Below are 25,839 nucleotides of genomic sequence, written 5' to 3' on the forward strand. Positions count from 1 at the left end.
ATTCCGGCCGCCGCGCGGCCGGCCCGAACCGTCACTGCGGCGCCGTCCGCGCCAACTGCGCCGCCGCATCCGCGCTGCCGTTGCCGGCGGCCGGCACGCCGGACAAGCCCGGCAGCCCCGCCGGCAGCGGCGGCACGCCCGGCACACCGACGCCCCCACCACCACCGCCGCGCGAGCCGTCGTCGATCGACGAGCCGCGATAGATCACGACCGTGTTGCCCTGCCATGGCGTGCGCGCGCCGGCACCCGCTGCGGCGCTCGGCGCGCGCGTCGCGTCGCGGAACGCGCGCGACACGTCGCCGGCCCACACGGGCGGCGTGTCGGGCTCCTGCTCGTCGCCGCCTGCGGGCTGCCGGCGGTCGCTCGTCGCGAAACTGCGCAGCGCGAGCGACAGCGAGCCGAGACGCGTCGCGACCAGCACGACCTGCGCGGTGCGCGGCGCGACTTCGAGCGTGACCGTGCGCGCACGCGCGGTCGCGTTCGCATCCGCCGCACTGGCAGCCTGCTTCGCGCGCTGGAATTCCGAGCCGACCGCCAGCACGCGTGCGCGCCGCACGACCGTCTCGGCCTCGAAGGCACCCGGCGACGCTGACGTGCCGCCGATCTGCTGGGTCAGCAGCACGTCGACGAAATCGCCCGGCTGGATCAGGCCGGCGTTGCCGGACACGTCGTCGACCGGCACCGAGATCGCGCGCATGCCGGGTTGCAGCGCAGCCGCGAGGAAGTCCGGCGCACCGGCCGAAATCACGTTCTCCGCGCGAATCGGCGCGCCCGCGCTCACGCGGTTGCGCAGCAGCGCGCCCTTCAGGTCCGCGCCGGGTTGCGACTCGACGAACGCGCCCGGCGGAACCTGCGCATGCGGGATGCGCTTCCACGCCAGGTCGTTGTCGCGCAGCAGCAGCCCTTCCGGCAGATCGGCGGCCGCGACGCGCACGCGCTCCTCCACGGCTTCGCCGGACGGCTGCGTCGTCGACGCGGCAACGTACAGTTCACGCAGGATGAAGGCGCCGATGCCGGCGGCGATGATCAGCGCGGCCATTCGCAAGGGTTTGGGCATCGCGGCGTGCGCCCCCCGCTAGGTGAGCGTGACGGCGTGCGGCCACGGCGCCCACACGGCGAGCGCGCCGCCGAGCGCGAGCGCGACGCCGTACGGCGCGCCGCGCACTGCGACCGGATGCACGGGCGCGGTGCGCCGCTGCCATGCGCCGGCCGCGATCATCGCAACGCCACAGATGACGCCGCCCGCGCCGACGGTCGTCAGCACCGGAAACGCCAGCGCCGGGCCGGCCCACAGGAACACCGCCGCCGCCAGCTTGACGTCGCCGCCGCCGATCCAGCCGGCGTGACGAAACCAGCCGAACAGCAGCAGCATCGCCGCGGCGGTCGCGACGTGGCCCCCGACCGGCCCGATGCCGTCGCGCGCGAGCGCCGCCGCGACGAAGTACAGCATCGCGAACGTCAGCACCGCGCGATTCGACAGGCGCCGGGCGCGGACGTCCTGCACCGCGAGCGACGCGAGCACGATCGTCGCCACCGACTGCACGAGGGTGAGCATGTGGAAAGCCGTCCGTCAGCGCGCCCCCGGCAGGATACGGTCGACCGCTGCGGATCGGTGTGCTCGTCGGCGGCGCGCGGGGTCAAGGGATCAGATCAGGCTGGTCACCTTCGAAATCAGTGCCGAGAACACGCTCGGCAAGCCGCCCGACGTACTGCTGAGAATCGTGCCGACCGCCGCCAGCGCGACCACGACGATGCCTGCGAGCACCGCATATTCGAGCGAGCTGACACCACGTTCGTCGTTCAGCAGGGACTTGACGTATTGCAGCATGACAACCTCCGCGTGACGGGGCCGACGGTCGACCGTTTAACGTAAAGGCGTTGCGTTGCCCCGGCGGCTACGCCTGTCGTTCGCCCCAAACGCGATTCATGCGGACGGCCTGCACATCGGGCCGCTCACATCCCTCGGGGTCCACTCGATCGCTGCGACGCACGGCATGAAACGAACGCGACTACAGTTTCATTGGCGCGCCTGTTGCGCCGCCGGCTGGCACGATGCCGACAGCGTTGGTTCGTTTTGGGTATAGACAATTTTTCGGACGATTTCAAATAATTTAGCGTCGGAATGTATTTTTGGATAGCACCCTGAAACGATGAAATCAGGTGGTGTAGCTCGCGCATTTATTTCACGCTTCAACCGATGTTTCTGAAAGAATGTCAACGGTTGAGGCGCGCGATTTTCCATGCCGGATATCGGCTTTTCGCAACAAGCTAGTGGCCTGTTTTTATTCAATTTTTCAGTATGTGCAGCGGGTTCGCGCGCGTCATTTCAATTGGCTGAACGGCGGAATCGATCGGTAATTCATTCGCGCCTCGCTCAGTCCATCCGGCAAAAAAACGACAAGGTCGGAACGTATTGCCGATACCTGCCTGACACCTGTCCACGTGGGTCGCTGCCGAAAGGATTGCCGAATCGGCAATCGATCGTTCAGTCGCGCGGTGCATGAACAATCCGATCGGATTCCTGATCGGATTTCCGAATACGCGACGCGAATCCCGTGACACGACGGTCGCCCGCCGAAACCCGCCGGCTCCGGCGCGCCGTTGCGCTCAATCCAGCCACACGCCGTCGAACCGGTGCCCGCCGAGCGGCGAGAACGTCAACCCGTGTACGCGCTTGGATACCGGCAGCGACACGATCGACGTCGCGATCGGCGTGAACGGCACCTGGTCCTTGAACACGACCTGCGCCCGTTCATACAGCGCCGTGCGCTTCGCGACGTCCGCATTCGAACGCGCTGCGTCGACCAGCCGTTCGAAGTCCTGATTGCACCACTTCGCGAGGTTGCTGCCATGCACCGCGTCGCAGCCGAGCAGCGTGCCGAGCCAGTTGTCGGGGTCGCCGTTGTCGCCCGACCAGCCGTACAGGATCGCGTCGTGCTGCCCGTCGTGCTTCGCGCGGCGGTTGTATTCGCCCCATTCGTAGCTGACGATCTTCGCGCGCACGCCGATCTTCGCCCAGTCCTGCTGGATCAGCTGCGCCATCAACTGCGCATTCGGGTTGTACGGGCGCTGCACCGGCATCGCCCACAGCGTCAGGTCGAAGCCGTTCGGGAACCCGGCCTGCGCGAGCAGCGCCTTCGCCGCGGCCGGATCGCGCGGCGCATCCTTCAGGCGCGGGTTGTACGACCATTGCGACGGCGGCATCGGGTTCGTCGCGATCTTCGCGTCGCCATTGAAGACGGTCTTCACGATCGCCGTCTTGTCGATCGCGATGTCGAGCGCGCGCCGCACGTCGACGCGATCGAGCGGCGCATGCTGCGTGTTGTACGCGACAAAGCCGACGTTGAAGCCCATCCCCGAGAACAGCGCCAGCTTCGGGTCGCGCCGAACCGTGTCGAGATCGGCCGGCCGCGGGAACGCCGACACCTGGCACTCGCCGGCCACCAGCTTCTGCAGGCGCGCGGCCGGATCGGGCGTGATCGCGAACACGAGGCGCGCGAGCTTCACGTCGTCCGGTTTCCAGTAGTCGGGGTTCGCGTCGTAGCGGATCAGCGCATCCTTCTGGTACGTGCGCAGCAGGAACGGCCCCGTGCCGACCGGAAACTGGTTGATGTCGGCTTCGCGATGGCGCGCCGCGAGCTGCGATGCATATTCGGCCGACAGGACCGACGCGAACGCCATCGCGAGGTTGCGCACGAACACGACGTCGGGCGACTTCAGCACGAAGCGCACCGTGTAGTCGTCGACCTTCTCGATGCGCTCGACGTTGCGGTCGAAACCGAGATCGCTGAAATACGGGAAGCTGGCCGGGTAGGCCTTGCGGAACGGATCGTCCGGGTCGAGCATCCGGCGGAACGTGAATACGACGTCGTCGGCCTGGAACAGCCGCGTCGGCTTGAACCACGCGGTCGTCTGGAACTTCACGCCGCGCCGCAAATGGAATGTGATCACGCGCTGGTCGGACGACACGTCCCAGCTCGTCGCGAGCGACGGTTCGAGATCGAGCGTGCCGCGCTTGAACTGCACGAGCCCGTTGTAGATCGTGTACGTGCTCGCGTCGAAATCGGTGCTCGTCGTGTGCTGGCCCGGATCGAAGCCGGCCGGGCTGCCTTCGGTGCAGTACACGAGCGTCTTGCCGGCCGGCGCGGCAACGGCATGCGTCGCCGCGCCGGCAAGCAGCAGCGACGCGACAAGGCAGCGGAGCGCGGCAGCGGCGCGCGTGGCGCCACGCGCACGACGCGCGGCTAACGAAACGAAAGCGTTCTTCATGGTGGCGGAGAGAAAGGATGGCTGTCATGCGAATGACGACCGCCGATCTTCGCGCGCATCTCGCCGATCGCTTACCAATTAATTCGGCGTTGCTTATCGTGGCGGATGCATCCCGCTGCCCGGGCATGGAAATGGCCATGCGAGCGCCGGCGGACCGGCCGGCAGCCCGGTCGCGCCACCGCCTTCCGGCCCCCTGCAGACTCGCGCGAAATGGCGCATCGTATCGGCTGGCAAACGCCGGCACGGGCGCGCCGGGATCCGCCCGGCGCCGTCGCGCCGCCGATTCCTGGAGGACACACGATGTCGAACAGCTCCGATACGCCCGCGCGTCCCGTGAAGTCGCCGGGCCCCGATCACCCGATCACGGTCGAACCGCATCCGTGGCGCGTGGTGGTCACGGTGGCCGGCAAGGTCGTCGCCGATACGCATCGCGCGCTGGCGCTGCGCGAGGCCAGCTATCCGGCCGTGCTCTACCTCCCGCGCGAAGACGCCGACCTGTCGCTGCTGCAGCGCACGGACCATTCGACCTACTGCCCGTACAAGGGCGACTGCGCGTACTACTCGATCCCGGCCGGCGGCGAGCGCGCGACCAACGCCGTGTGGACGTACGAGCATCCGTATCCGGCCGTCGAAGCGATTCGCGGGCACCTTGCGTTCTACCCGGACCGCGTCGACTCGATCGAGGAAAGCGCCGCCGGCACGGATTGAGTGCCGCTGATTTGCATATGCGGATTCGTTGGTTGGCCGCCGGTCCGCGCGGCCGTATCGTCCTGAATCCGGCGCGGGCCGGCCCGTTGCGTGCATCGCCCGCATCCGGCACGGTCCTGCGCCGGCCGCGCCGCCTTCGCGCGCGGCCCATGAACCCGCACGCAGGACGGCCCGATGAACGACACACCGCACGCAGACGTTGAAACGACCCCGGCGAACCCGCGCCGCCGCCAGTGGCTGCACGGCGCGGCCGCCGGGCTGGCCGGGCTCGCGCTCGGGCCGCTCGCGGCCCTGCCCGCGCAGGCCGACGGCAACGGCACGCGGCTGCGCATCGGCTTCCAGAAATACGGCAACTTCGTCGTGCTCAAGGCGCGCGGCACGCTCGAGAAGCGTCTCGCGAGCCAGGGCGTCACGGTGCAATGGCTCGAATTCCCCGCCGGCCCGCAACTGCTCGAAGGGCTGAACGCCGGCGCGATCGACGTCGGCACGGTCGGCGAAACGCCGCCGATCTTCGCGCAGGCGGGCGGCGTCGATTTCGTCTATATCGGCAACGAGCCGCCCGCGCCGCAGGGCGAAGCCATCGTCGTGCTGCCCGATTCGCCGATCCGCAACGTTGCGCAACTGCGCGGCAAGAAGGTCGCGTTCAACAAGGGCTCGAACGTCCACTACCTGCTCGTGAAAGCGCTGGAACATGCGGGCCTCACGTATGCCGACATCCAGCCGATCTACCTGACGCCCGCCGACGCGCGCGCCGCGTTCGTGCAGCGTAGCGTCGATGCGTGGGTGATCTGGGATCCGTATCTGGCGGCCGCCGAGCGGCAGCTCGGCGCGCGCGTGATCGCGAACGGCGACGGGCTCGTGCGCAACACGCAGTACTACCTCGCCGCGCGCAAGTACGCCGCCGCTCACCCGCAGGTACTGCGCGCGCTGCTCGACGAAGTCGACGCGACCGATCGCTGGGCGCGCGACCACGTTCCCGACGTCGCCGCACAACTGTCGCCGCTCGTCGGCCTCGACGCGCCGACGCTCGAAATCGCGCTCAAGCGCGCCGGCTACGGCGTGCAGCCCGTCACCGATGCGACGATCGCGTATCAGCAGAGCATCGCCGACGCGTTCACCACGCTGACGCTGATCCCGGGCAAGCTGACGGTCGCCAGCGCGCGCTGACGCGCCACGCGCGGCCTGTTACGGCGCAGGCGCCGCGCCGATGCGCCGCCATTCGTCGTAGTCGGTGACGAGACCCGCTTCGTCGATCGCGATGTCGGCCGCATAGGTGCCGCTTTCGTAGCGATACACGCGGGGCGCCGTGCGCGTATAGCGCTGCTCGCCGCGCACGATGCCGAAATCCGGAAAGCGCAACCATGCGGTATGGATCGTCGCCGAATCGCCGACGGCCAGCGCCAGCCGCCGGATCGGCAGCGTATTGGTCGACGGACTGAAGCCGAGGTCGATGTCGGTCGCACCCGCAAGCGCCGGTGCGTCGACGCCGTCGATCGTCCATCGCCCACCGTCGCACGCGATGTCCAGTTGCAGCGGCGGCATCGTGCCAACCCGACGTGTCACGCGCGCCGAACGCGTGAGCCAGTCGGCGCCGCATGCGATCGCGTAATCGACGCGAAACGGCGTGCCGTCGATCGCGCCCGACACCGAACCCGACAGGTCGATTCCCGATTGCGACTCGACGAGCCGGCACCATTCAGCCGCCTGCCACGTCTGCACGATCTGCCATGCGACGCATCGCGTGCGCACCGCTGCATCCTGTTGCGTCATGTCGCCGTCTCCTGTCGGTCGCGCGGAAACCGATTTTCGCTCACGACGCCGATGAACGCACGCGGCTTCGGCGACCGGAACCTCCGCCGCGCCGGTCGTCTTTTGACCGATGGCCGCCCGCCGTCACGCCTGCAGCGACTTCCCCGGCTCCTTCACGTGCGCGTCGACTTCCATCTGGTAGAAGCGCGCGCTGACGAAGCCGAACAGCGTCCAGCCTGCGAACACGCACAGGCCGCCGAGCATCAGCGCCTGCTCGCCCGAGCTGAACAGCGCATAGAAGCTGTACGCGGTGGCGACCATCGCGATCACGTTCGTCACCAGCGCCTTGGCCGGCGGCACCTTCGCGACCTTCTGGATCGTGATCAGCGCGGCCATCGACATCACGTAGGGCACGAGGTTCGTGACGACCGCGAGATCGACGATCTTCTGGAACTGGCTGCTCAATTCCGGGCTGATCGTCATCAGCGCCAGCGCAACCTGTGCGACGAGCAGGATCACCATGCCGACGATCGGCGTGCCCGTGCGCGTCGCACGCGCAAACACCGGCAGGAAGTAGCCGACGTCCGCCGAGCTCTTGAACACCTGCGCGACCGTGAACTGCCAGCCGAGCAGCGAGCCGATGCACGCGATCACCATCAGCGCGGTGACGATCGTGCCGACCGTCGGCGTGAACATCGTCGCGAACGCGATGCCGAACGGCGCGTTCGACGCCGCGAGGATCGCGTTGGGCACGATCCCCGCGATCACGTTGGTCGACACGATATAGAAGATCGCCGATGCGACCGTGCCGCCGAGCACGGCGATCGGCACGTTGCGCTCCGGGTTCTCCACCGCATCCGAGTTCGCGCATGCCGATTCGAGCCCGAGGAACGCCCACAGCGTCACCGCGATCGAACCGCCGACGGCCGGCCCGAACGGCATGTTGTGCGGATTCCACGCGGCGCCCCAGATCGCGCCGCTGAACCAGAACCAGCCGATCAGCGACACGATGACGACCGGAATGATCACGCCCCACACGGTCACCGCGCCGATCCGGCCGGTGATGCGCGAGCCGCCGAAGTTCGCGACCGTCGTGAGCACGAGCAGGAAGATCGTCCACAGGCCCGTCTGCAGCGGCGACAGCGTCGCGTCGAACAGCACGGTGCCGTACCCGACCGCCGTGACGCCGATCGCGACATTGGCAATCACGAGCGACAGTCCGTATGTGTAGTTCGCCATGTAGTTGCCGGCCTTGCCGAACGCGTATTCCGCGTAGCCGCCCATCCCGCCCGGCTTGCGGCTCAACATCCCGCAGCGCGCGAACGCATAGGCCAGCGCGAGCGAGCCGCCGGCCGTGACGATCCACGACAGCAGCGAGATCGTGCCGACCTGCGCGAGCTTCGACGGCAGCAGGATGATGCCGGAGCCCATCATGTTGACCGCCGTGAGGATGGTGAGCTGCCAGACATTCATCCGGTTCTTCGGCGCGGCCGCCGAAGCCGCGTCGGTCATGCGCGCTGCGTTTTCCATGATGTCGATCCTTCGATGTGAGGCCGCCGCGCGGCCGGTCGCTCGTTCGCCCGGCCAGGCGCTCAGGCTGTCAGGCAGTACACGCGGTACGTGCCGTCCTCGACTTCGACGCCGTGCGTGTCGTGCGCGAAGCCCGGAAAACGCCGGTCGTACGCTTCGAGCGCCTTCAGGTAGCCGAGCACCGGGCCACCGGCCGGCCCCGCGTTCTCGCCTGGCATCAGCAGCGGAATGCCGGGCGGATACGGCACGACGCCGGTGGCGACCGTGCGCCCGGCCAGCTCGTCGAGCGTGACCTGCTCGACACGGCGCTGCACGAGATGCTCGTACGCGCGCACCGGGCTCATCTCCGGCTTCGGCAGGATCGAGAACGCCTCCGACATCAACTGCGTCGTGCCGAGCTGCTCCATCGCCGCGAACATCGTGTCGGCCAGGTCCTTCAGCCCCATGCCCGCATAGCGCGCGCCATGCGCCTTCGCGAGCGGTGGAATCGCGAGGTCGAGCGGCAGGTTCGCGTCATAGTCGCGCTTGAAGTCGCACAGCGCGCTGACGAGCGAGCCCCACTTGCCCTTCGTGATGCCGATCGAGAACAGGAACAGGATCGTGAAGTCGGTCGTCTTCTCGACGACGATCCCGCGCGCATCGAGATACGCGGTGACGACGTTTGCCGGAATGCCGACCGGCATCAGGCCGCCGGCCGGCGCGACGCCCGGCGTGACGATCGACACCTTGATCGGATCGAGCATGCAGTAGCCGTCCTCGATATTGCCGAAGCCGTGCCATTGCGCGCCGGGGCGCAGCACCCAGCACGACGGGTCGCTTGCGAGCAGGTCGGGCGGCGCATCGTGGAACGGCAGCGTGCGGCCCGTGCGCGCCTCGAGCACGGTGTCGGGCTGCCAGCATTCGAAGAACCAGTCGCCCTTCGCGCCGAATTCGCCGTTCATCCGCGCGATCATCTGCCGGAACGCGACGGCCTCCTCGATCGACTCGTGCGTCAGCGCCGCGCCGCCGGGGCCGTCCATCATCGCGGCCGCGACGTCGTTCGACGCGATGATCGCGTAGTTCGGCGAGGTCGACGCGTGCATCATGAACGTTTCGTTAAACTGACCATGCGGAATCGGGTTGCGGCCGTCGCGCACGTGAATGTACGACGCCTGCGACAGCGCGGTCAGCAGCTTGTGCGTCGACTGCGTCGCAAACACCGTGGGCCGGTCCGCACGATGGTCGCGCGGGTCGCCGTGCATCGCGTGGCGGTCGCGGTAGATCGGGTTGAAGCGCGCGTAGCCGTACCACGCTTCGTCGAAGTGCAGGCGATCGACGCTTGCGCCAAGCAGTTCTTCGACGCGCGCGACGTTGTAGCACAGGCCGTCGTAAGTCGAATTCGTGATGATCGCGTGCTTCGGCTGGCGATCGGCGAGCCCGGCCGCGAGCGGGTTCGACGCGATCGCCTCGCGGATCGCCGCCTGCGTGAGGCGCTCGGACGCAATCGGCCCGATGATCCCGTAGCGGTTGCGCGTCGGCACGAGGTAGGTCGGAATCGCGCCCGACATCGTCATCGCATGTTCGGCCGACTTGTGGCAGTTGCGGTCGCACAGCGCGATCTGGTCGCGGCTCACGCTCGCCATCAGGATGATGCGGTTCGACGTCGACGAGCCGTTCGTCACGTGATACGTGCGATGTGCGCCGAATACGCGCGCCGCATAGCGCTCGCTTTCGCCGATCGGGCCCGAGTGATCGAGCAGCGAACCGAGCTCGCCGACCGAGATCGACAGGTCGGAACGGAACAGCGCTTCGCCGAAGTATTCGAAGAACGCACGGCCGACCGGCGACTTCAGGAAGCCCGTGCCGCCCGTGTGGCCGGGCGTATGCCACGAGTACTCGTAGACGCGCGAGAACTTCGCGAGCGCACCGAACATCGGCGGCAGCACGGTCGCGCGATAGCGTTCGATCGCCGCATGGATGCGCCCGCCGATGAAGTCGGCCGTATCCTCGAGCAGCCACACGAAATCGTCGACCTGGCCCATGACCGCGGCCGGCACCGACGAGGCGACGCTGCGGTCGGCCAGCAGGAAGATCGGCACGTTGCCGTTGCGATGCCGGATCGCTTCGACCACGGTCTCGGACGGCCCGTGGCCGTCCACGCCGAGATCCCAGTCGAGCAGCACGCACTGGATCGAAGGATCGGAGCGGATCAGCACGATCGCATCGTCGGCGGACGTCGCCGTGAGCACGTCGATGCCGCGTTGCACGAGCTCGGCGCTCAGCGTGCGAACCGCGCGCCCGGTCGCCGTTTCCTGCGAGATTTCGTCATCGACCAGCAGCGCGCGCATGCCAAGACGACGAATACCACCGACGGACGTATTCATGATTTTTGCCCTCGCTGTTCCGATGCTTTGATTGGTGTTGTTCGTCTCGCGAGCACGCGGACAGCAGACCACGGGGGCCGGCACGAGACGCTTGCAATTCCGGTTTGATTCGCTATTCCGCCATTCAATTCGGAGCCGACTATGCCATAGATGCCTTTCTATGAAAAGCAGACGATTCGGCGAAACTATCGATCGCTTTCAAAGCGGCTTTCACGATCGGTTCATTTTGATGTGCATTGCAACACGCCAATTCATGATTATTTGATCAATCGCATCCCGCAATGACATTGTCTTTTCCGGTCGATTGAATTCGCCGGGTTTTGTTGCTACGATCGACTGCGCCGCGCGCTGACCGGCGACGGCTGCGCCGCGCCGCACAAGGCTTCTTCGTGTGGCGAGCATGCGGCGACAGCATTCGCGGGAGCGTTTCAATCGGCTGCAGCGCGTGTCGGATTACGCGCCGGCGCGAATACGGCTCCCGTTTCCGCATATTTACCGGAGAATTCGCGTGAGCCTGTTGAAAATCGCAGTCGAGCCGGCGCTGATTGGCGCCTTCCTCACCACGCATGAGCAGGTCGACGTATTTCAGACCGATTTCACGAATATCGCGGCAATCGTCGTCGGAATTGATTCTGCGCAAAAGGTCCTTAAAACCGTCGAAAGAACCGGTTTCGCGATTCCGTTCTTCGTCGCGATCGAGCCCGACCAGGAAGTGCCGCCGTCGGTCCTGCCGAGCGCGAGCGGCGTGATCCAGCTCCGGCACGGCGGCCGCCACTACTACGGCCGGCAGATTTCCGCCGCCGCCGACATCTACAGCGAGAACCTGCTGCCGCCGTTCTTCAAGGTCATGCGCGAATACGTGCAGCGCGGCTATGTCGAGTTCGATTGCCCCGGCCACCAGGGCGGCCAGTTCTTCTCGAATCATCCGCTCGGCCGGATGTTCTTCGACTTCTTCGGCGAGACGCTCTTTCGCGCCGACCTCTGCAACGCGGACGTCCGGCTCGGCGACTTGCTGATTCACGAAGGCCCGGCGCTGGAAGCGCAGCGCAACGCCGCGCGGATCTACAACGCGGACAAGACCTGGTTCGTGCTGAACGGCACGTCGACGTCGAACAAGGTCGTCACGAGCGCGTTGCTCGCGCCCGACGATCTCGTGCTGTTCGATCGCAACAACCACAAGTCGGTGCACCTCGGCGCGCTCGTGCTGTCCGGCGCACGGCCGGTCTACCTCGAGACCGCGCGCAACGCGTGGGGCCTCATCGGCGGCGTCGACAGCGCGGCGCTCGGCGAAGCGCGCATTCGCGACGCGATCCGCGACGTCGCGCCCGAGCGCGCCGATTTGCCGCGCCCGTTCCGGCTCGCGGTGATCCAGCTCGGCACCTACGACGGCACGATCTACAACGCGCGCGAGGTCGTCGACCGGATCGGGCATCTGTGCGACTACATCCTGTTCGATTCGGCGTGGGTCGGCTACGAGCAGTTCATCCCGATGATGCAGGACTGTTCGCCGCTGATGCTGGAACTCGGCCCCGACGATCCCGGCATCTTCGTCACGCAGTCGGTGCACAAGCAGCAGGCCGGCTTCTCGCAGACGTCGCAGATCCACAAGAAGGACAGCCACATCGAAGGCCAGAAGCGGTTCTGCGATCACCGGCGCTTCAACAACGCGTACATGATCCATGCGTCGACGAGCCCGTTCTACCCGATGTTCGCGGCGCTCGACGTCAACGCGCAGATGCACGCGGGCCCGGCCGGCAAGCGCCTGTGGCGCGACTGCGTCGCGCACGGCGTCGATGCTCGCAAGCTGCTGCTGAAGACCTGCCGCCAGATCCGCCCGTTCGTCCCGCAGCATATCGACGGCCGCCCGTGGGCCGACTACCCGACCGAGCAGATCGTCGACGACCTGCGTTTCTTCCGCTTCCACCCGGCCGATTCGTGGCACGGCTTCGAAGGCTATGCGGACAACCAATACTTCGTCGATCCGTGCAAGCTGCTGCTGACGACACCCGGCATCGATCGCGACACGCACGAGTACGCGCCGTTCGGCGCGCCGGCGCCGATCCTCGCGCGCTATCTCCGCGAGCACGGCGTCGTGCCCGAGAAGGCCGACCTGTACACGATCCTGTTCCTGCTCACGCCGTCGGAAAGCTTCGGCAAGCTGCAGCATCTGGTCGCGCACCTCGCGCAGTTCGAACGCCATCTCGACCAGGACACGCCGCTGCGCGAAGCGATCCCGTCGCTGTGCGAAGCGTATCCGGAGCTGTACGGCAACATGCGTCTGCGGCAGCTGTGTCAGCGGATGCACGATTTCTACCGCAGCCACGACATGAAGCATCTGCAGAAGCAGATGTTCCGGCGCGCGCAGTTCCCGAAGCAGGCGATGCTGCCGCAGGCCGCGAACGCCGAGCTGATCCGCAACAACGTCGAGCTCGTCACGCTCGATCGCATCGAAGGCCGGATCGCGACCGAAGGCGCGCTGCCTTATCCGCCCGGCATCTTCTGCGTGGTGCCCGGCGAAGCCTGGGGCGGCCCGGCGCTCGACTACTTCCGCGCGCTCGAAGCCGGAATCAACGCACTGCCGGGCTTCGAACCGGAAATCCAGGGCGTCTACCTGCAGACGAAGCCGGACGGCTCAAAGCAGGCATCGGCGTACGTGGTGACGGCCGGTGGCGACGCGTCACGCGCGTAGGACTGCCGCCCATCGCGGGAGCGGGAGCGGGAGCGGGAGCGGGAGCGGGAGCGGGAGCCGGATTCGGTTCCCGCCTCGGCTCCATGCCGCGACAACGACCGCGCGGCCGATACTTGCGCACGGCCTGACCGTGCGGTACCGTCCTGCTTTCCGGGATAACCGAAGCCTCGCGTCGAAACCCATCCGTCGATTCGATCCGATGCGACCCCGCCCCTGCCCGGCGCCGTCGCGTCGCGCGTACAGGAGGGGGTTGCGTTGGACGTTCGCGTGTACCTGCTGGCCACCGCCGTGTTCCTGGCCGGCGTCGCCGAAAACATCTGCGTCGGCATCCTGCCGGCCATCTCCGCCGGCCTTCACGTGTCGATCGCGGCCGCCGGTCAACTCACCACGATCTTCTCCGCCGTGTTCGCACTGGCCGCGCTCGTCGCGGCCGCCGGTGTCGCGCGCGTCGAGCGGCGCACCGCGCTGCTCGCATCGCTCGGCGCGTTCGCGGCCGCGAACCTGTTCGCCGCGGCGAGCCCCGGCTATGCGAGCCTGTTCGCCGCACGCGTGCTGATGGCCGCGAGTTGCGCGACGCTGATCCTCGTCGCGACGCGATTCGCGGCCGAACTCGCGCCCGCCTCGCAACGCGGCCGCGCGATCGGCATCGTGTTCATGGGAATCAGCGCGTCGCTCGTGCTCGGCGTGCCGAGCGGGATGCGGATCGCCGAATGGGCCGGCTGGCGCGCAGTGTTCGTGTCGATCGCCGTGCCCGCGCTGCCGCTCGGGATCTGGCTCGGCCGCCGGCTGCCGCGCATCGCGCCGGCCGCTGCCACGGTCGTGCCGGATGCGACCGGCACGCCGGCCACGCCGTCGTATCGCGCCGCGCTCGCGCGCCCGCGGCTGCTGGCCGCGCAACTCGTCTCCATCGCGATGATCGGCGGACATTTCACGCTATTTGCGTATCTCACGCCGTATCTGCAGGCCGTGCTGTCGCCCGGCGCGGCCGCGCTCGAAGGCTTGTACGTCGCGTTCGGAATCGCCGGCGTGACCGGCGCGTGGCTCGGCGGACTGTGCTCCGACCGGCTCGGCGCGTCGCGCGCGCTGTGCGCGTGCCCGGCCGTGTTTCTCGTCGCGATGGCCGTGCTGCCGGCGGCCGGCGCGTCGCCGCTGTCGTTCGTGCCCGCGATGATGCTGTGGGGCGGCATCAGCTGGTCGATCTCGCCGATCGTGCAGAACTACCTGATCCACACCGCGCCGTCGCTGGCCGATGCGAGCGTCGGCATCAATGTGTCGGCCATGCACGCGGGCGTCGCGCTCGGTTCGGCGCTCGGCGGCGTGCTCGTCGGGCACGATGCGCTGCGCGTCACGCCGTGGGCCGGATGCCTGCTCGTGGCCGTCGCACTGGCGTGCGCGTGCGTCGCGGCCTGGCCCGCGCGGCAGGCCGCGCGCGCATCGTGACGGGCCGCGCGGCGCGCTCGCCGGCCTCGCGCACGACGTGTATCATCGCCGCCATCATGCCCATCCGACCGCTTCGTCCGCTCCTGATCTCCACTGCACTCGCCGTCTCCCTCGCCGCGCACGCGCAGCAGGTCGGCGTGGTCGCCGACGGCGTCTACTACACGCCGAACACGCATCTGGCGGCAGGCACATCGCTGCAGGTCCTGCCGGACGACGACAAGGGCATCGCGCACTGCTGCGCGACGATCACCGGGCCCGCCAGCAAGCCCGCCAACCAGATTCTCGACAACCTGCACGACGACCGCACGATCGCGGCGTATGCGCTGTCGCTGCCGAAGTCGGTTCCGGCGGACACGCGCGGCTTCGGCGTGGCCGGCTCCGCGCGCTTCGTGCGCCAGGGCGCGCGCCCGGAAGCCGTGCTCGACGGCGGGCTGCAACTCGCGTTCTCGACCTGCACGTCGATGGAAGGCACCCATTACCTCGGGCGCAAGGTCGGCGCCAACACGTTGCTCGTGCACCTGTATCAGTACTTCGACGGCGAACTCGAGCCGACCTGCAAGGATCGCGATCTGAAATAGCGGCGCCCGGCCGGCCAGCGGCATCGCGCCGTTGCCCGCCGACCGTTCACGCCGGCCGCGTCACCACGCCTGCCGATAGATCGCCAGCGCGTCGGCCTCCGTCACCTCGCGCGGATTGTTCACGAGCAGGCGTGTCTGCAGCATCGCGTCCGACGCCATCCCCGGCAGGTCGCCCTCCCCGATGCCGACCTCGCGCAGCGTGCACGGGATGCCGGTCGCGACGATCAGCCGATCGATCTCGCCGATCAGCGCATGCGTCCTCGCTTCGTCACTACCCGTCGCCGACGGTGCGACGATCGCCGCGAGTTCCGCATACAGCGGTGCGGCGGCCGGCGCGTTGAAGCGCAGCACGTGCGGCAGCACCAGCGCATTCGACAGCCCGTGCGGCACGTGGAAGATGCCGCCGACCGGATAGGCCAGCGCATGCACGGCCGCGACCGGCGCATTCGCGAACGCCTGCCCGGCGAACATCGCGCCGACCAGCATCGCCTCGCGCGCGGGCCGGTTGCCGCCGTCGTCGCAGGCCACGAGCAGGTTGCGCGACAACAGCGTCAGCGCGTGCACGGCCAGCATGTCGGACACCGGATTCTTCAGTCGCGCGGACGTATAGGCTTCGATCGCATGCACCATCGCGTCGATGCCCGTCGCGGCCGTCGCGGCGCGCGGCAGGCCGAGCGTCAGCTCGGCGTCGAGGATCGCGACATCCGCGAACAGGTGCGGCGACACGACGCCCATCTTGCGCGCCTCGCCGACCGTGACGATCGACACGGCCGTTACCTCGGAGCCCGTGCCGGCCGTCGTCGGCATCTGCACGAGCGGCAGCCGCGCGGTCGCGACCTTGTCGACGCCGTACATGTCGGCCAGCGCCTGCTGCCCCGGCGCGAGCACCGCGATCAGCTTCGCGACGTCCATCGACGAACCGCCGCCCAGGCCGAGCACGATCTCGGCATCGGCCGCCACCGCCCGCTCGGTTGCTTCGAGCACCACGTGCTCGGGCGGATCGGCGATCACGTCGTCGATCACGGTAACTTGCCAGCCGTGCGCGGCGAGGCTCTCCAGCGCGGGCGCGAGCACGCCGCTGCGATGCAGGAACGCATCGGTGACGACGCACAGCCGCACGAGTGCCGGAAAGCGTTCGCGCAACAACACGCCGAGCCGGCGCGCGGCGCCGAATTCGACGACCTGCGTCGGAACGGTACGGAATTGAAACGGGTTCATCGGGTGTCTCCCGGGGGTGTCGCCGTGCCGGTGTCCGGCTGCACCATGTAGCGCGACACGTCGCGGCGATCGAGCAACGGAATGATCGCCCCGATCCCGATCCGCTGGAAATGCGGCGTTTCCCGATGCGCGTCGAGGCCGTCCGCGTCGCGGTAACGCTCGAGGATCACGATGTGGTCGGGATCGGCTGGCGACCGGAAATACGCGTAGTCGAGATTCTTCGGCTCGGCGCGCGTCGCCGGCGCGAGCTCCGCGAGCAGTTCGATCACGCGCTCGCCGTTGCCGGGCTTCGCGAAGTAATGCGCGATGACCTGCAGGTAAGGTTCGTTCATGCTGTGCTCCGTGTTCGACAGGAGGCCGTCACGACGACGGGTCGAAATTCCACCATGCGCGGTCGCTCGTCGACACCGCGACCGCGCCGTGCCGCCTCGCACTGCGCACGTCGTCCGCGTTGCCGACGAAACCCGACGCAACGATCGGCGGCAGCGCCTGCCGGTCGGCTTCGCTCAGGTGCGCGAGCATCGGCGCCGGCATCAGTTGCACGAGGTTCGGATCGCTCTGCTCGATCGCCTTCACGCTGCGCGGCCACGTCGAACGGTCGGTCACGAACACCTTCTGCATCGTGATCAGCCCCGCGCGGTTCGCGCGCTGGATCGTCGCGACGCGCGTCGACACGACGCTCGCGACGCCGATATCGGCCAGATACTCGACGCCGCCCTTGTCCTGCGACAGCCCGTCGCAACTGTCGATGTTGACGATCACGAACTTGCCGGCCCGGGCGAGCGCAACGACCACCTCCTGCAGCCTCCGCAGGTCGACGTTCGCGACGATGCCGACCTCGGCCGCGCTATCGATGAAGCTGTCGGCCTGCTCGGCGCCGTACAGCGTGGCGATGACGGGATGACGGGCGAGACGCGCGCCCAGCGACTTGTCCATGACGTTTACCGGTCGACGTGCGGGCCGGTCTCGTCGCCGAGACCGAGCTTGCCGGGGTTGAGGATGTGTTTCGGGTCGAGCGCGCGCTTCACCGTCTGCAGCACCGGAAACGCCGTTCCCAGCGAATCGCGCATGTACGGCGAACGCAGCAGCCCGACGCCGTGGTGATGACTCAACGCCGCATTGTATTGGATCAGCACCGCGTTCGCCGCGTCCCACGCCGCGCGGTACCACGCAGCCCGCTCGGCCACCGCGACGTCGCCGCGCAGCGAGAAATACAGGCATGCGCCGTCCGCATACGCATGCGACTGGTGCGCGGATCCGGCCAGCGTGCCCGGCACGGCCTGCAGCGCGGCCACCACGTCGCGATAGATCGCCGCGAGGTCGCGCCAGCGGCCGCACATCTCCAGCGTATCGGCGACGAAGCCGGGGCTGCGCTTGAAGCCTTCCGCGCTCTTGCCGGTCAGGTAGCGCGTGTCGAGCCACTTCTCGAAGATCGCGTCGCCGTCGAGCCTGCGCCCGCCTTCCTCGCCTACGCGCGCGCTGATCGCCATCACCGCATCGACGATCTCTCGCGCGCCTTCGTCCGCAATCAGCAGCACGTTCGTATCGGGCAGCCCGAACTGCACGCCGCTTTCGAGCGAATCGTAGAGCCGCAGCGCGGCCGGGTTCGCGCCGCGCTGCAGGATCTCGCGGCAGGCATCGAGGCCGGCCGCGAACGTGCCGAAGCCGTACGCGATCGCGCGGCCGTAGTCGGGCAGCCGATGCAGTCTCAGGCGCGCGCGCACGATGATGCCGAGCGTCCCTTCGCTGCCGATGAACAGCTGCTGCAGATCGGGGCCGACCGCCGCGCGCGAATAGCCGCCGAGCGTGACCAGGCTGCCGTCCGCGAGCACCACGTCCATCCCGAACACCATGTCCTCGATCTTCCCGTAACGCGTCGACAGCTGCCCCGCGCCGCGGCACGCGATCCAGCCGCCCACCGTGCTGATCCCGAACGACGACGGCCAGTGCCCCATCGTCAGTCCGTGCTCGCGCTGCAGCGTCTCCTCGAACACGTCGCCGAACATCCCGGCTTCGACATCGACGATCTGGCTCTCGGTGTCAACCCCGATCAGCCGGTTCAGCCCGCACACGTCGAGCACGATGCCACCGCGCACGGGCAGCGCCGCGCCCGTCACGTTGCTGCGGCCGGCCGACGCCGTCACCGGAATCGTCGCCGCGTGCGCGATGCGCATCACGGCCTGCACCTGCTCGACCGTCGACACGCGCACGACGACCGCGTGCGGCGTCGCGGGCCGGCCGCCTGTTTCCGCCACCATCGACGCGGCCCACCAGTCGCGCGTCCACGCGACGACGTCGGCCGGCCGCGCAAGCACCTCGTCGGCCACCGCGCGCAACGCGTCGACCTGCTGCTGCGACACCGGGACCGGTGCACGCTGCATGCCGGCTTCGACCTGCGCGCCGCCTGCCGCGGGCAGGTTCAGCGCGTATGGCGGCGGCGTATGCGCGCCGACGACGTAGTTGCCGCGGTTGTAGCCGCGCTTGATGGCTTCCTTGCTGATCATCCGTTTTCTCCCATGAGGATGGCTTTTTCGAGTGCAATGGCGGCGACGTAGTCGCGCACCTGGCTGGCGACGGCTGCATCGGACAGGCCGAGCTCCGCCTTGAGGATGGCGCCGACGCGCGGTGCCGCGCGCGCCGATGCGTCGCGCGCCATCAGTCGCGCGCGTGTGCGACGCGACAGCACGTCGTCGATGCTGCGCGCGAATTCGTGGCGCACCGCATAGAGCACTTCCGCTTCGCTGTACGGCAGCCCTTCGACGATCGGCGCGAGCAGCGACGGCGTCGCATCGGCGAGATCGCCGACGAAGCGCGCCTCGGTGCCGTAGCGTTCGCCGAGATGCGCGGCGAGCCCGCCCGACGCAACGATCGCCTGCGGGTCGTAACCGGCCGCGCCGAGCAGGTACGCGGATTTCGTACGGCAGCGCGTGCGACGGCCGAGCAGCTTGCCGACCGTATCGATCGTCTGCTCGGCCATGTGCCGCGACGTCGTCAGCTTGCCGCCGACGATCGTCACGAGCCCGTCGGGCGCGACATGGATCTCGTGATTGCGCTTCATCTCGATCGTCTTGCCGCCGGGCGGTCCGACGAGCGGCCGGCATCCGGCGATGCTGCCGACCACGTCGTCCGCGCTCAGGTCGGCCTTCAACGCGGAACGCGCGCCGTCGAGCAGGAAATCGAGCTCCTGCCGCGTGCAGTGCACGTCGTCGAGATCGCCGTCGTAGTCCTCGTCGGTCGTGCCGAGATACGACACGTTGCCCCAGCGCGTGATCGTCGCGCGGCGGTTGCGGCCCGGCACCGGAATTGTCACCGTGCAGTCGTTGCGGATCTTCAGCCACGGAATCGCGACGTGCACGCCCTTCGCGGGCCGCACCTGCAACGCGGACGTGTCGCCCTTGCGCGCGCCGGTCCAGTCGCGCAGCCACACGCCCGTGGCCATCACGACCACGCGCGCGCGCACGCGCCGCTCGCGGCCGTCCGCATGCACGATCGCGCCGTCGACCTTGCCGTGGCCGTCGCGCGTCAGCTCGACCACACGCGCGTGGTTCGCCACCGCCGCGCCGTGAAACGCGGCCGTGCGCACGAGGTTCAGCGTCAGGCGCGCATCATCGACGCGCGCGTCGAAGTACAGGAAGCCGCCCGTCAGGTAGGTCTCGTTGAAGGTCGGGCAATGCGACAGCACCTCGGCCTTCGTCAGCTTCTGGTGCAGGATGCCCTCGCGCCAGCCGCCGGCGATGTCATAGGTCCACAGCAGGCTTTCGAAGGCTTTCGCGAGACGCTGGTCGAACACGCCTTCGCGCTCCATCACCGGGAACAGGAACGGCAGCCGCTGCACGAGATGGCGCGCGTTGCGCCGCAGCCGCTGCCGTTCGAGCAGCGAATGGCGCACGAGCCCGAGATTGCCCTGCTCGATGTAGCGCAGCCCGCCGTGCACCATCTTCGACGATTTTGACGACGTCCCCGACGCGAAATCGCTCTTCTCGACGAGCGCGACGTGCAACCCGCGCAGGCTCGCGTCGAATGCCGCGTACGCGCCTGTCACGCCGCCGCCGACGATCAGCACGTCGAACGTATCCGTCTCGAGTCGCGCCAGATGCTCGTCGCGGTTCACGCGCAGCGGCTCGGTTCCCGTCATGCCGGCACGGTCCGTCCGCGGTTTTCTGGATGGCAAAAACATCATGCTGGTCGTTCTCCGTGCTTACGCGTGAGCAAAATCGGCCGCGTGCGCGAGCTCGGATGCGATCCGCGCATGCCAGGCCGCGCGCCGGCGCTGCCGGCTGTCCGCATCGATCGAGGGTTCGAAAATGGTGTCGGTAACGAGCGTCGCACGGGCCGCGTCGAGCGAATCCCACAGCAGCCCCGACGCGCCCGCGAGAAACGCCGCGCCGCGCAGGCTCGCGCGATCGCCTTCGCGCATCCGGCGCACGGGCACACCGCTCACGTCGGCCTGGATCTGCAGCAGCGTGTCGCTGCCCGCGAGGCCTCCGCCGACGATCAACTCGGACACGTCGGCCCGCGCCACGGCCTGGTTGGCCTCCATGCACGACGCGACCGAATGCGCGATGCCTTCGAGCACCGCATACGCGACCTCGGCCTGCGTCGTCGCGATCGAGATGCCCGACAGCAACGCGCGCGCATTCGGCTCCATCCGCGGCACGCGCAGGCCAGTGAGCGCCGGCACGAACGTCACGCCGCGTGCCGACTGCACGGTGCCCGCCAGCGCGCTGATCTGCGCGGGATCGTCGAACCAGCGCAGTTTTTCGCAGACCCAGCGTAGCGCCGAACCCGTTGTCGCGACGAAGGTTTCGAGCGAGTAATGCGACACGCCGCCGTGTCGCCGCGCGGTCATCGCCAGCGTACCGTCATGCGCGTGACCGGGTTGTGCATGCGATCCGGCATCGGGACACACCGTACCGGTCAGCAGGTCGACGAAGCTGCCGGTGCCGTGCACGCACATCGCCTGGCCGCGCTCGACGCAGCCGAGACCGACCGCACCCGCGAACTGGTCGCCCGCGCAGGCAAGGATCGGCACGTCGATGCCGAGCACGTCCTGGCGCGTGCGGCCAAATGTGTCGGCGTCCTCACGCAGCGCGGGCAGCAGTTCGTGCGGAAAGCCGAGCGCGTCGAGCCACGGGTCGAAATAGCGATGTTCGCCGAGCAGGTACGCACTGGCGGAAGTCGCGTGGGTCGGCGTCGTCACGCACTCGCGCACATCGGACAGATGCCACAGCAGCCACGTGTCGATCGTGCCGAACGCGAGACAGCCGGCGCGACGCGCGTCGGCCACCGCCTGCGACGTGCGCATCTGGTGCACAGCCCAAAGATACGGCGAACGCACGCCCGCCGGCCGGCCGACCTGCGGCACGAGCACGCTGTCCCAGTCGGCCGCGAGACGGTCGAGCTCGGCCGCATGGCGCGTGTCCTGCCAGACCATCGCGGGCACGAGCGCGCGCCCGGTCCGCGTATCCCACAGCACGGCGGTCGCGCGCTGCGTCGCGAGTGCAAGCGCGACGATGCGCACACCCCGATCGTGCGCGTGCTCGAGCGTCGCGCGGCAGACCGCGAGCGTCTTGTCGAGGATCGCGTTCGCGTCCTGTTCGACGACGCCTGGCCGCGGGCTCTCGACCGACAGCGGCAGGTATTCAAGGCACGACACGTGTCCGCTCGCGTCGACGAGCGCGGCACGCGTGCCGGACGTGCCTTCGTCGATGGCGAGAATGGCGTTTCGGGAATCGGTCATCGCTGCGTTTTCTCGATGGCGGGTTTCAGGAAGGCCGACGTGGCGCGCGCGTCATCGCCGAAGTGCGGCGCGTCGGGTTCGTTGTCGGGATTGATGGTCGTGCGCGTCGGATCCCAGCGGATCGCGAAGCAAATCGCGCTCGCGACGCACGGCACGATCGCGAGGATCAGGAACGTGTGTTCGAGGCCGTAGCGCGCACGAAACAGCGGAAAGACCAGCAGGCCGAGTGCCGCGCCGATCGAGCCGAGCGCGCCGACAATGCCGTTCGCGCCCGCGCGCAGTTCGCCGCGAAACGACAGCGACGACAGGCTCTTGCCGTTCGCGCCGGGGCCGGCCGAGTGGAACAGGATGAACAGCGACGGCACGACCACCGACAGCCACAGCGGCATGTGTGCATGGAACAGCCCGAGCGCGACCAGCATCGCGCAGACCGCCGCGAAACCGATCGCCGACGCGCGGCGCAGGCCGACGCGACGGCCGACCGCCGACGACGAGAAACCGCCGACGATCCCGAACAGGTTGAACACGAGCGCGCCGAGTGTCGCGTAGACGAAGTCCTTGCCGAACAGCGCGGCGCTGATCAGCGGCAGATACCAGCCGATCGCGAAGTATTCGATCGACTGTCCGATCTGCACGGTCGCGGCCAGGATCGTGCGCGGCAGGTAGACGCCACGGAAGATCAGCAGCACGTTCGCCAGGCCGCGCGTGGCCGGATTGACGATGGGCGTGCGTTCATGCGAAGGCGCTGCGACGAATGCCTGCCCATAGATGCGCGTCATCGCGCGTGCCGCGTCGTCGAGGCGTTCCTTGCGCGCGAGCCAGATCGGGCTTTCGACGAGGAACGCGCATTGCAGCGCGAAAATCGTCACGCCGAACACCGCGGTAGCCGCGACCGAGTAACGCCAGATCGAATCGCCGACCTGCCATGCATGAAACAGCAGCGCGAGCAGCAGGTTCAGGCAGACGGCCGTATACCACATGCCCTGCCAGGTATTGAGCCGGCTCTTCAGGCGGCCCGGCGTGAACTCCGCGAGCATTGCCATCGCGATCGCGAAGTCGATCCCGTACGCCATCCCGACGAAGAAGCGCCCCGCGAGAATCGTATTGAAATCCGGTGCAAACACCACCAGCAGCGCACCGATCACCGACAGCAGCTTCGCGGCGATCAGCGGCCGCACGCGCCCCCAGCGATCGGCCATCCAGCCGCCAATCGGGTTGAATGCGATCGCGACCCACGACGCGAACGACGTCATCCACGCAACCTGCGCGGCCGACAGATGCAATTCGTGCGTCATCGGCCCGAGGCCGGCGCTCAATGCCGAGTTGGAAAATGCGTCGAGAAACAGCCCGCCGAGCGACAACCACCAGACGAGCCCCGCCCTGCCCGCGATACCGGGGCGCGCGTCGAGAAAGGAAATAACGTCTTCAATGCCATGAAGCTTGACCGCGATCGTTTGCACAATCGGCCTCCGTATATTTGTTCTGTAAGAGGCTCGACATTGCAGATGCGATCGACGCATGGAGAGACCATCTTACAGATAGTCTCTTATCTAGATCTGCCCGCGCAATTTACGGCGGGCATCACGCCTGTGTCAAGCGCAGTCGGTTGTGCGATGCAGCGAGCGGCACGTCATCACGCCGTTAAATAGTTGCGGGCACAACGTCATGCGCATGCGGCCGGACGCGACAAACCGCCGTGGTTTCCGTTCACCACGGCACCGTCCGCCCCAGATAGTCGAGGTATTCGAGCCCGGGGCGCGCCCGCTTCGCGATCAGCACGTCGACAAGGCTCGGCACGCTCTCGTCGATGGTCAGGCGCGCATCGGGCCCGCCCAGCTCCGTGCGGACCCAGCCGGGCGCCATCAGCGCCATCGCGCGCGGCGTGTCGGCCTGGCGCGCCGCGAAGCTGCGCATGAACTGGTTCAGCGCGGCCTTGCTGCCGCGATAGACCTCGCGCATCCCGCTGACGTTGTTCGCGACGCTGCCCTGCCCCGACGACATCGCGCCGATCAGGCCGTCCGCAGTCACGAGATCCTGAAGCGTCTCGATCACGCGCATCGGCGCAAGTCCATTCGTGATCATCACGCGCACGAATTCGTCGGTCGTCACTTCGCCGATCGTTTCGTTCGGGTCGTTCGTCGTCCCGGCATTCACGAACAGCATGTCGAAGCGCCTGCCCGACAGGCGCTCGCGCAGCGCGGCCAGTTGCGCCGGCTCGCAGATGTCGAGCGTCCCGATCTCGAGCCGGCCGTCGAACCGGTCGGCCAGGTCCTGCAACTTCGTGCGCCCCGATCCTTCACGCACGGTACCCGTTACATTCCAGCCCTTGTTCAGGAACACCTCCGCCATTGCGAGCCCGAGGCCGCGCGAGGCCGCGACGAGCAGGATCGTGGGTGCGTTCGGGTTCGATACAGTCGATTGCATGGTTTCCGCCTTTGCCAGGTTTTGTCATGCGCCCACTATAGGCATGCGCTATAGCAAGCGCCAGACGCATCAGATGCAATCCATAGTTGCATACGACGCCATGCCAAATCGTGCCCTGGCGTATCCTGTCCGCATGGAAGACATCGACCTGAACCTCGTCACCGCGCTCGACGCGCTGCTGTCGGACGGCAGTGTAACCGGCGCCGCGCGCCGGCTTGGCCTGAGCACATCCGCGATGAGCCGCACGCTCACGCGGCTGCGGATTTCCACCGGCGATCAACTGCTGGTGCGCGCCGGGCGCAAGCTCGTGCCGACGCCGCACGCGGCCGCATTGCGCGACCGCGTGCATGCGATCGCAAGCGACGCCCGCGCCGTGCTCCGACCGGCGACGGCCGACGCGGACATGGCGACGCTCGCGTCCACGTTCACCATTCGCGCGGCGGCGTCGTTCATGGAAATGCTATCCGGCCCGGTGGTCGCCGCGCTCGGCGAAGTCGCGCCGCATGTGCGCATCCGCTTCGTACCGAAGCTCGACCGCGATCCGCAAGCGCTGCGCGACGGTACGGTCGATCTGGAAATCGGCAAGCGCGGCGACGACGCGCCGGAGTTGCACACGCGCATGCTCTTTCACGACTGGCACGTCGCGGTGGCGCGCAGCGGGCATCCGCTGTTCGCGTCGGCCAGGATCACGCCCGCGCGCTATGCGGCCTGCAGCCACGTCATCGCATCGCAGCTCGGCGATTTCAGCGGGCCGGCGGACGATTCGACCGACAGGCCCGGCTCGCGCCACACCGTGCGCGTCGTCGTCCCCGGCTACCCCGATGCGATGCGCGTCGCGGCCAGCACCGACCTGATCGCGCTGGTGCCGCGCTCGAGCCTCGGCAACGCGCTCTCGCCAGGGCTCGCGGAGGCCCTCGGGCTGCGCAGCTTCGAGATCCCGGTCCGCCTGCCGGCGATCCTCGTCTCTGCGCTGTGGCATCCGCGCATGCATGGCGACCCTGTCCATCGCCGCCTGCGCGATGCGGTCATTGCCGTCTGCCAGCGCGCGTATCCGGAGTCCCGCGCGCCGCGCACACCGGCGCGCCGCCGCGCGGGAACACGCGCGGCCGGCTGACGCCGCGCGGGCAGCCG

Annotated in this window: 22 protein-coding genes; 6 read left to right on the forward strand and 16 right to left on the reverse strand. The window is 68.1% G+C overall.

Annotated features, from left to right (window positions below; all coding sequences use genetic code 11):
- Positions 1-31: 31 nt before the first annotated feature.
- From cpaB to CUJ89_RS26450, 5 genes are all read right to left on the reverse strand, one after another.
- Positions 32-1,057: a Flp pilus assembly protein CpaB gene (cpaB, locus tag CUJ89_RS26435; protein WP_114180304.1), complete on the reverse strand. Its 1,026-nt coding sequence runs from the start codon at positions 1,055-1,057 to the stop codon at positions 32-34.
- Positions 1,058-1,075: 18 nt separating this feature from the next.
- Positions 1,076-1,555: a prepilin peptidase gene (locus CUJ89_RS26440; protein WP_114180305.1), complete on the reverse strand. Its 480-nt coding sequence runs from the start codon at positions 1,553-1,555 to the stop codon at positions 1,076-1,078.
- 90 nt (positions 1,556-1,645) lie between these two features.
- Positions 1,646-1,828: a Flp family type IVb pilin gene (locus CUJ89_RS26445; RefSeq protein ID WP_114180306.1), complete on the reverse strand. Its 183-nt coding sequence runs from the start codon at positions 1,826-1,828 to the stop codon at positions 1,646-1,648.
- Between the two features lie 189 nt (positions 1,829-2,017).
- Positions 2,018-2,242, reverse strand: coding sequence for a hypothetical protein (locus CUJ89_RS37845; protein WP_152036667.1), 225 nt, complete (start codon positions 2,240-2,242; stop codon positions 2,018-2,020).
- Positions 2,243-2,607: 365 nt separating this feature from the next.
- A complete protein-coding gene (locus CUJ89_RS26450) occupies positions 2,608-4,269 on the reverse strand; it encodes an ABC transporter substrate-binding protein (RefSeq protein WP_114180307.1) in 1,662 nt (553 codons plus the stop codon).
- Positions 4,270-4,569: 300 nt separating this feature from the next.
- Here CUJ89_RS26450 and CUJ89_RS26455 point away from each other — a divergent pair, with 300 nt between their 5' ends.
- Together CUJ89_RS26455 and CUJ89_RS26460 are read left to right on the forward strand one after the other, a co-directional pair.
- Positions 4,570-4,977, forward strand: a complete 408-nt coding sequence (locus CUJ89_RS26455; protein WP_114180308.1) for a DUF427 domain-containing protein — start codon at positions 4,570-4,572, stop codon at positions 4,975-4,977.
- Positions 4,978-5,151: 174 nt separating this feature from the next.
- Positions 5,152-6,144: a sulfonate ABC transporter substrate-binding protein gene (locus CUJ89_RS26460; protein ID WP_114180309.1), complete on the forward strand. Its 993-nt coding sequence runs from the start codon at positions 5,152-5,154 to the stop codon at positions 6,142-6,144.
- An 18-nt stretch (positions 6,145-6,162) separates the two neighbouring features.
- Here CUJ89_RS26460 and CUJ89_RS26465 read toward each other — a convergent pair whose 3' ends face one another.
- The 3 genes from CUJ89_RS26465 to CUJ89_RS26475 form a co-directional block, all read right to left on the reverse strand.
- Entirely contained in the window at positions 6,163-6,747 is a 585-nt protein-coding gene (locus tag CUJ89_RS26465) for a putative glycolipid-binding domain-containing protein (RefSeq protein ID WP_114180310.1), read from the reverse strand.
- A gap of 123 nt (positions 6,748-6,870) precedes the next feature.
- On the reverse strand, positions 6,871-8,256 hold the full coding sequence (gene potE, locus CUJ89_RS26470; protein ID WP_114180311.1) for a putrescine-ornithine antiporter: 1,386 nt from the start codon (positions 8,254-8,256) through the stop codon (positions 6,871-6,873).
- A 62-nt stretch (positions 8,257-8,318) separates the two neighbouring features.
- Positions 8,319-10,619 carry an Orn/Lys/Arg decarboxylase N-terminal domain-containing protein gene (locus CUJ89_RS26475; RefSeq protein WP_114180312.1) on the reverse strand — a complete coding sequence of 767 codons (2,301 nt, stop codon included), beginning with the start codon at positions 10,617-10,619 and terminating at the stop codon, positions 8,319-8,321.
- Positions 10,620-11,127: 508 nt separating this feature from the next.
- Here CUJ89_RS26475 and CUJ89_RS26485 point away from each other — a divergent pair.
- From CUJ89_RS26485 to CUJ89_RS26495, 3 genes are all read left to right on the forward strand, one after another.
- Positions 11,128-13,308 (forward strand): ornithine decarboxylase, encoded by a 2,181-nt coding sequence (locus CUJ89_RS26485; protein ID WP_114180313.1) that lies wholly within the window; start codon positions 11,128-11,130, stop codon positions 13,306-13,308.
- A gap of 255 nt (positions 13,309-13,563) precedes the next feature.
- Complete coding sequence (locus CUJ89_RS26490) at positions 13,564-14,748, forward strand: MFS transporter (protein WP_114180314.1); 1,185 nt, start codon at positions 13,564-13,566, stop codon at positions 14,746-14,748.
- Between the two features lie 56 nt (positions 14,749-14,804).
- The gene (locus CUJ89_RS26495) at positions 14,805-15,326 is read left to right on the forward strand and encodes a hypothetical protein (protein WP_114181571.1); all 522 of its coding nucleotides are present in this window, start codon (positions 14,805-14,807) and stop codon (positions 15,324-15,326) included.
- A 60-nt stretch (positions 15,327-15,386) separates the two neighbouring features.
- Here CUJ89_RS26495 and CUJ89_RS26500 read toward each other — a convergent pair whose 3' ends face one another.
- From CUJ89_RS26500 to CUJ89_RS26535, 8 genes are all read right to left on the reverse strand, one after another.
- Positions 15,387-16,544, reverse strand: coding sequence for an iron-containing alcohol dehydrogenase (locus CUJ89_RS26500; protein ID WP_114180315.1), 1,158 nt, complete (start codon positions 16,542-16,544; stop codon positions 15,387-15,389).
- Positions 16,541-16,876, reverse strand: coding sequence for a putative quinol monooxygenase (locus tag CUJ89_RS26505; protein WP_114180316.1), 336 nt, complete (start codon positions 16,874-16,876; stop codon positions 16,541-16,543). The genes CUJ89_RS26500 and CUJ89_RS26505 overlap by 4 nt, the downstream gene beginning before the upstream one ends.
- Before the next feature lie 28 nt (positions 16,877-16,904).
- Complete coding sequence (locus CUJ89_RS26510; protein WP_114180317.1) at positions 16,905-17,480, reverse strand: glycerol-3-phosphate responsive antiterminator; 576 nt, start codon at positions 17,478-17,480, stop codon at positions 16,905-16,907.
- 5 nt (positions 17,481-17,485) lie between these two features.
- Positions 17,486-19,048 (reverse strand): FAD-binding oxidoreductase, encoded by a 1,563-nt coding sequence (locus CUJ89_RS26515; protein ID WP_114180318.1) that lies wholly within the window; start codon positions 19,046-19,048, stop codon positions 17,486-17,488.
- Positions 19,045-20,724, reverse strand: a complete 1,680-nt coding sequence (locus CUJ89_RS26520) for a glycerol-3-phosphate dehydrogenase/oxidase (protein WP_114180319.1) — start codon at positions 20,722-20,724, stop codon at positions 19,045-19,047. The genes CUJ89_RS26515 and CUJ89_RS26520 overlap by 4 nt, the downstream gene beginning before the upstream one ends.
- Before the next feature lie 18 nt (positions 20,725-20,742).
- The gene (locus CUJ89_RS26525; RefSeq protein WP_114180320.1) at positions 20,743-22,284 is read right to left on the reverse strand and encodes an FGGY family carbohydrate kinase; all 1,542 of its coding nucleotides are present in this window, start codon (positions 22,282-22,284) and stop codon (positions 20,743-20,745) included.
- Positions 22,281-23,744 carry an MFS transporter gene (locus CUJ89_RS26530; protein ID WP_114180321.1) on the reverse strand — a complete coding sequence of 488 codons (1,464 nt, stop codon included), beginning with the start codon at positions 23,742-23,744 and terminating at the stop codon, positions 22,281-22,283. The genes CUJ89_RS26525 and CUJ89_RS26530 overlap by 4 nt, the downstream gene beginning before the upstream one ends.
- A gap of 247 nt (positions 23,745-23,991) precedes the next feature.
- Positions 23,992-24,708: an SDR family oxidoreductase gene (locus CUJ89_RS26535; RefSeq protein ID WP_114180322.1), complete on the reverse strand. Its 717-nt coding sequence runs from the start codon at positions 24,706-24,708 to the stop codon at positions 23,992-23,994.
- Between the two features lie 133 nt (positions 24,709-24,841).
- Between CUJ89_RS26535 and CUJ89_RS26540 the strand changes: the two genes are divergently transcribed.
- Positions 24,842-25,822 carry a LysR family transcriptional regulator gene (locus CUJ89_RS26540; RefSeq protein WP_114180323.1) on the forward strand — a complete coding sequence of 327 codons (981 nt, stop codon included), beginning with the start codon at positions 24,842-24,844 and terminating at the stop codon, positions 25,820-25,822.
- Positions 25,823-25,839: the final 17 nt, after the last annotated feature.

The sequence above is a fragment of the Burkholderia pyrrocinia genome, assembly GCF_003330765.1.
Taxonomy (GTDB): domain Bacteria; phylum Pseudomonadota; class Gammaproteobacteria; order Burkholderiales; family Burkholderiaceae; genus Burkholderia; species Burkholderia pyrrocinia_B.

Excerpts from the sequence above, each read along its gene's own strand:
- CUJ89_RS26460 (WP_114180309.1), top strand. The coding sequence starts at position 5,152 with ATGAACGACACACCGCACGCAGACGTTGAAACGACCCCGGCGAACCCG.
- CUJ89_RS26535 (WP_114180322.1), bottom strand. The coding sequence starts at position 24,708 with ATGCAATCGACTGTATCGAACCCGAACGCACCCACGATCCTGCTCGTC.
- CUJ89_RS26450 (WP_114180307.1), bottom strand. The coding sequence starts at position 4,269 with ATGAAGAACGCTTTCGTTTCGTTAGCCGCGCGTCGTGCGCGTGGCGCC.
- CUJ89_RS26495 (WP_114181571.1), top strand. The coding sequence starts at position 14,805 with ATGCCCATCCGACCGCTTCGTCCGCTCCTGATCTCCACTGCACTCGCC.
- CUJ89_RS26540 (WP_114180323.1), top strand. The coding sequence starts at position 24,842 with ATGGAAGACATCGACCTGAACCTCGTCACCGCGCTCGACGCGCTGCTG.
- CUJ89_RS26525 (WP_114180320.1), bottom strand. The coding sequence starts at position 22,284 with ATGACCGATTCCCGAAACGCCATTCTCGCCATCGACGAAGGCACGTCC.
- CUJ89_RS26500 (WP_114180315.1), bottom strand. The coding sequence starts at position 16,544 with ATGAACCCGTTTCAATTCCGTACCGTTCCGACGCAGGTCGTCGAATTC.
- CUJ89_RS26445 (WP_114180306.1), bottom strand. The coding sequence starts at position 1,828 with ATGCTGCAATACGTCAAGTCCCTGCTGAACGACGAACGTGGTGTCAGC.
- CUJ89_RS37845 (WP_152036667.1), bottom strand. The coding sequence starts at position 2,242 with ATGGAAAATCGCGCGCCTCAACCGTTGACATTCTTTCAGAAACATCGG.
- CUJ89_RS26465 (WP_114180310.1), bottom strand. The coding sequence starts at position 6,747 with ATGACGCAACAGGATGCAGCGGTGCGCACGCGATGCGTCGCATGGCAG.
- CUJ89_RS26520 (WP_114180319.1), bottom strand. The coding sequence starts at position 20,724 with ATGATGTTTTTGCCATCCAGAAAACCGCGGACGGACCGTGCCGGCATG.
- CUJ89_RS26440 (WP_114180305.1), bottom strand. The coding sequence starts at position 1,555 with ATGCTCACCCTCGTGCAGTCGGTGGCGACGATCGTGCTCGCGTCGCTC.
- CUJ89_RS26475 (WP_114180312.1), bottom strand. The coding sequence starts at position 10,619 with ATGAATACGTCCGTCGGTGGTATTCGTCGTCTTGGCATGCGCGCGCTG.
- CUJ89_RS26505 (WP_114180316.1), bottom strand. The coding sequence starts at position 16,876 with ATGAACGAACCTTACCTGCAGGTCATCGCGCATTACTTCGCGAAGCCC.
- CUJ89_RS26455 (WP_114180308.1), top strand. The coding sequence starts at position 4,570 with ATGTCGAACAGCTCCGATACGCCCGCGCGTCCCGTGAAGTCGCCGGGC.
- CUJ89_RS26510 (WP_114180317.1), bottom strand. The coding sequence starts at position 17,480 with ATGGACAAGTCGCTGGGCGCGCGTCTCGCCCGTCATCCCGTCATCGCC.
- CUJ89_RS26515 (WP_114180318.1), bottom strand. The coding sequence starts at position 19,048 with ATGATCAGCAAGGAAGCCATCAAGCGCGGCTACAACCGCGGCAACTAC.
- cpaB (WP_114180304.1), bottom strand. The coding sequence starts at position 1,057 with ATGCCCAAACCCTTGCGAATGGCCGCGCTGATCATCGCCGCCGGCATC.
- potE (WP_114180311.1), bottom strand. The coding sequence starts at position 8,256 with ATGGAAAACGCAGCGCGCATGACCGACGCGGCTTCGGCGGCCGCGCCG.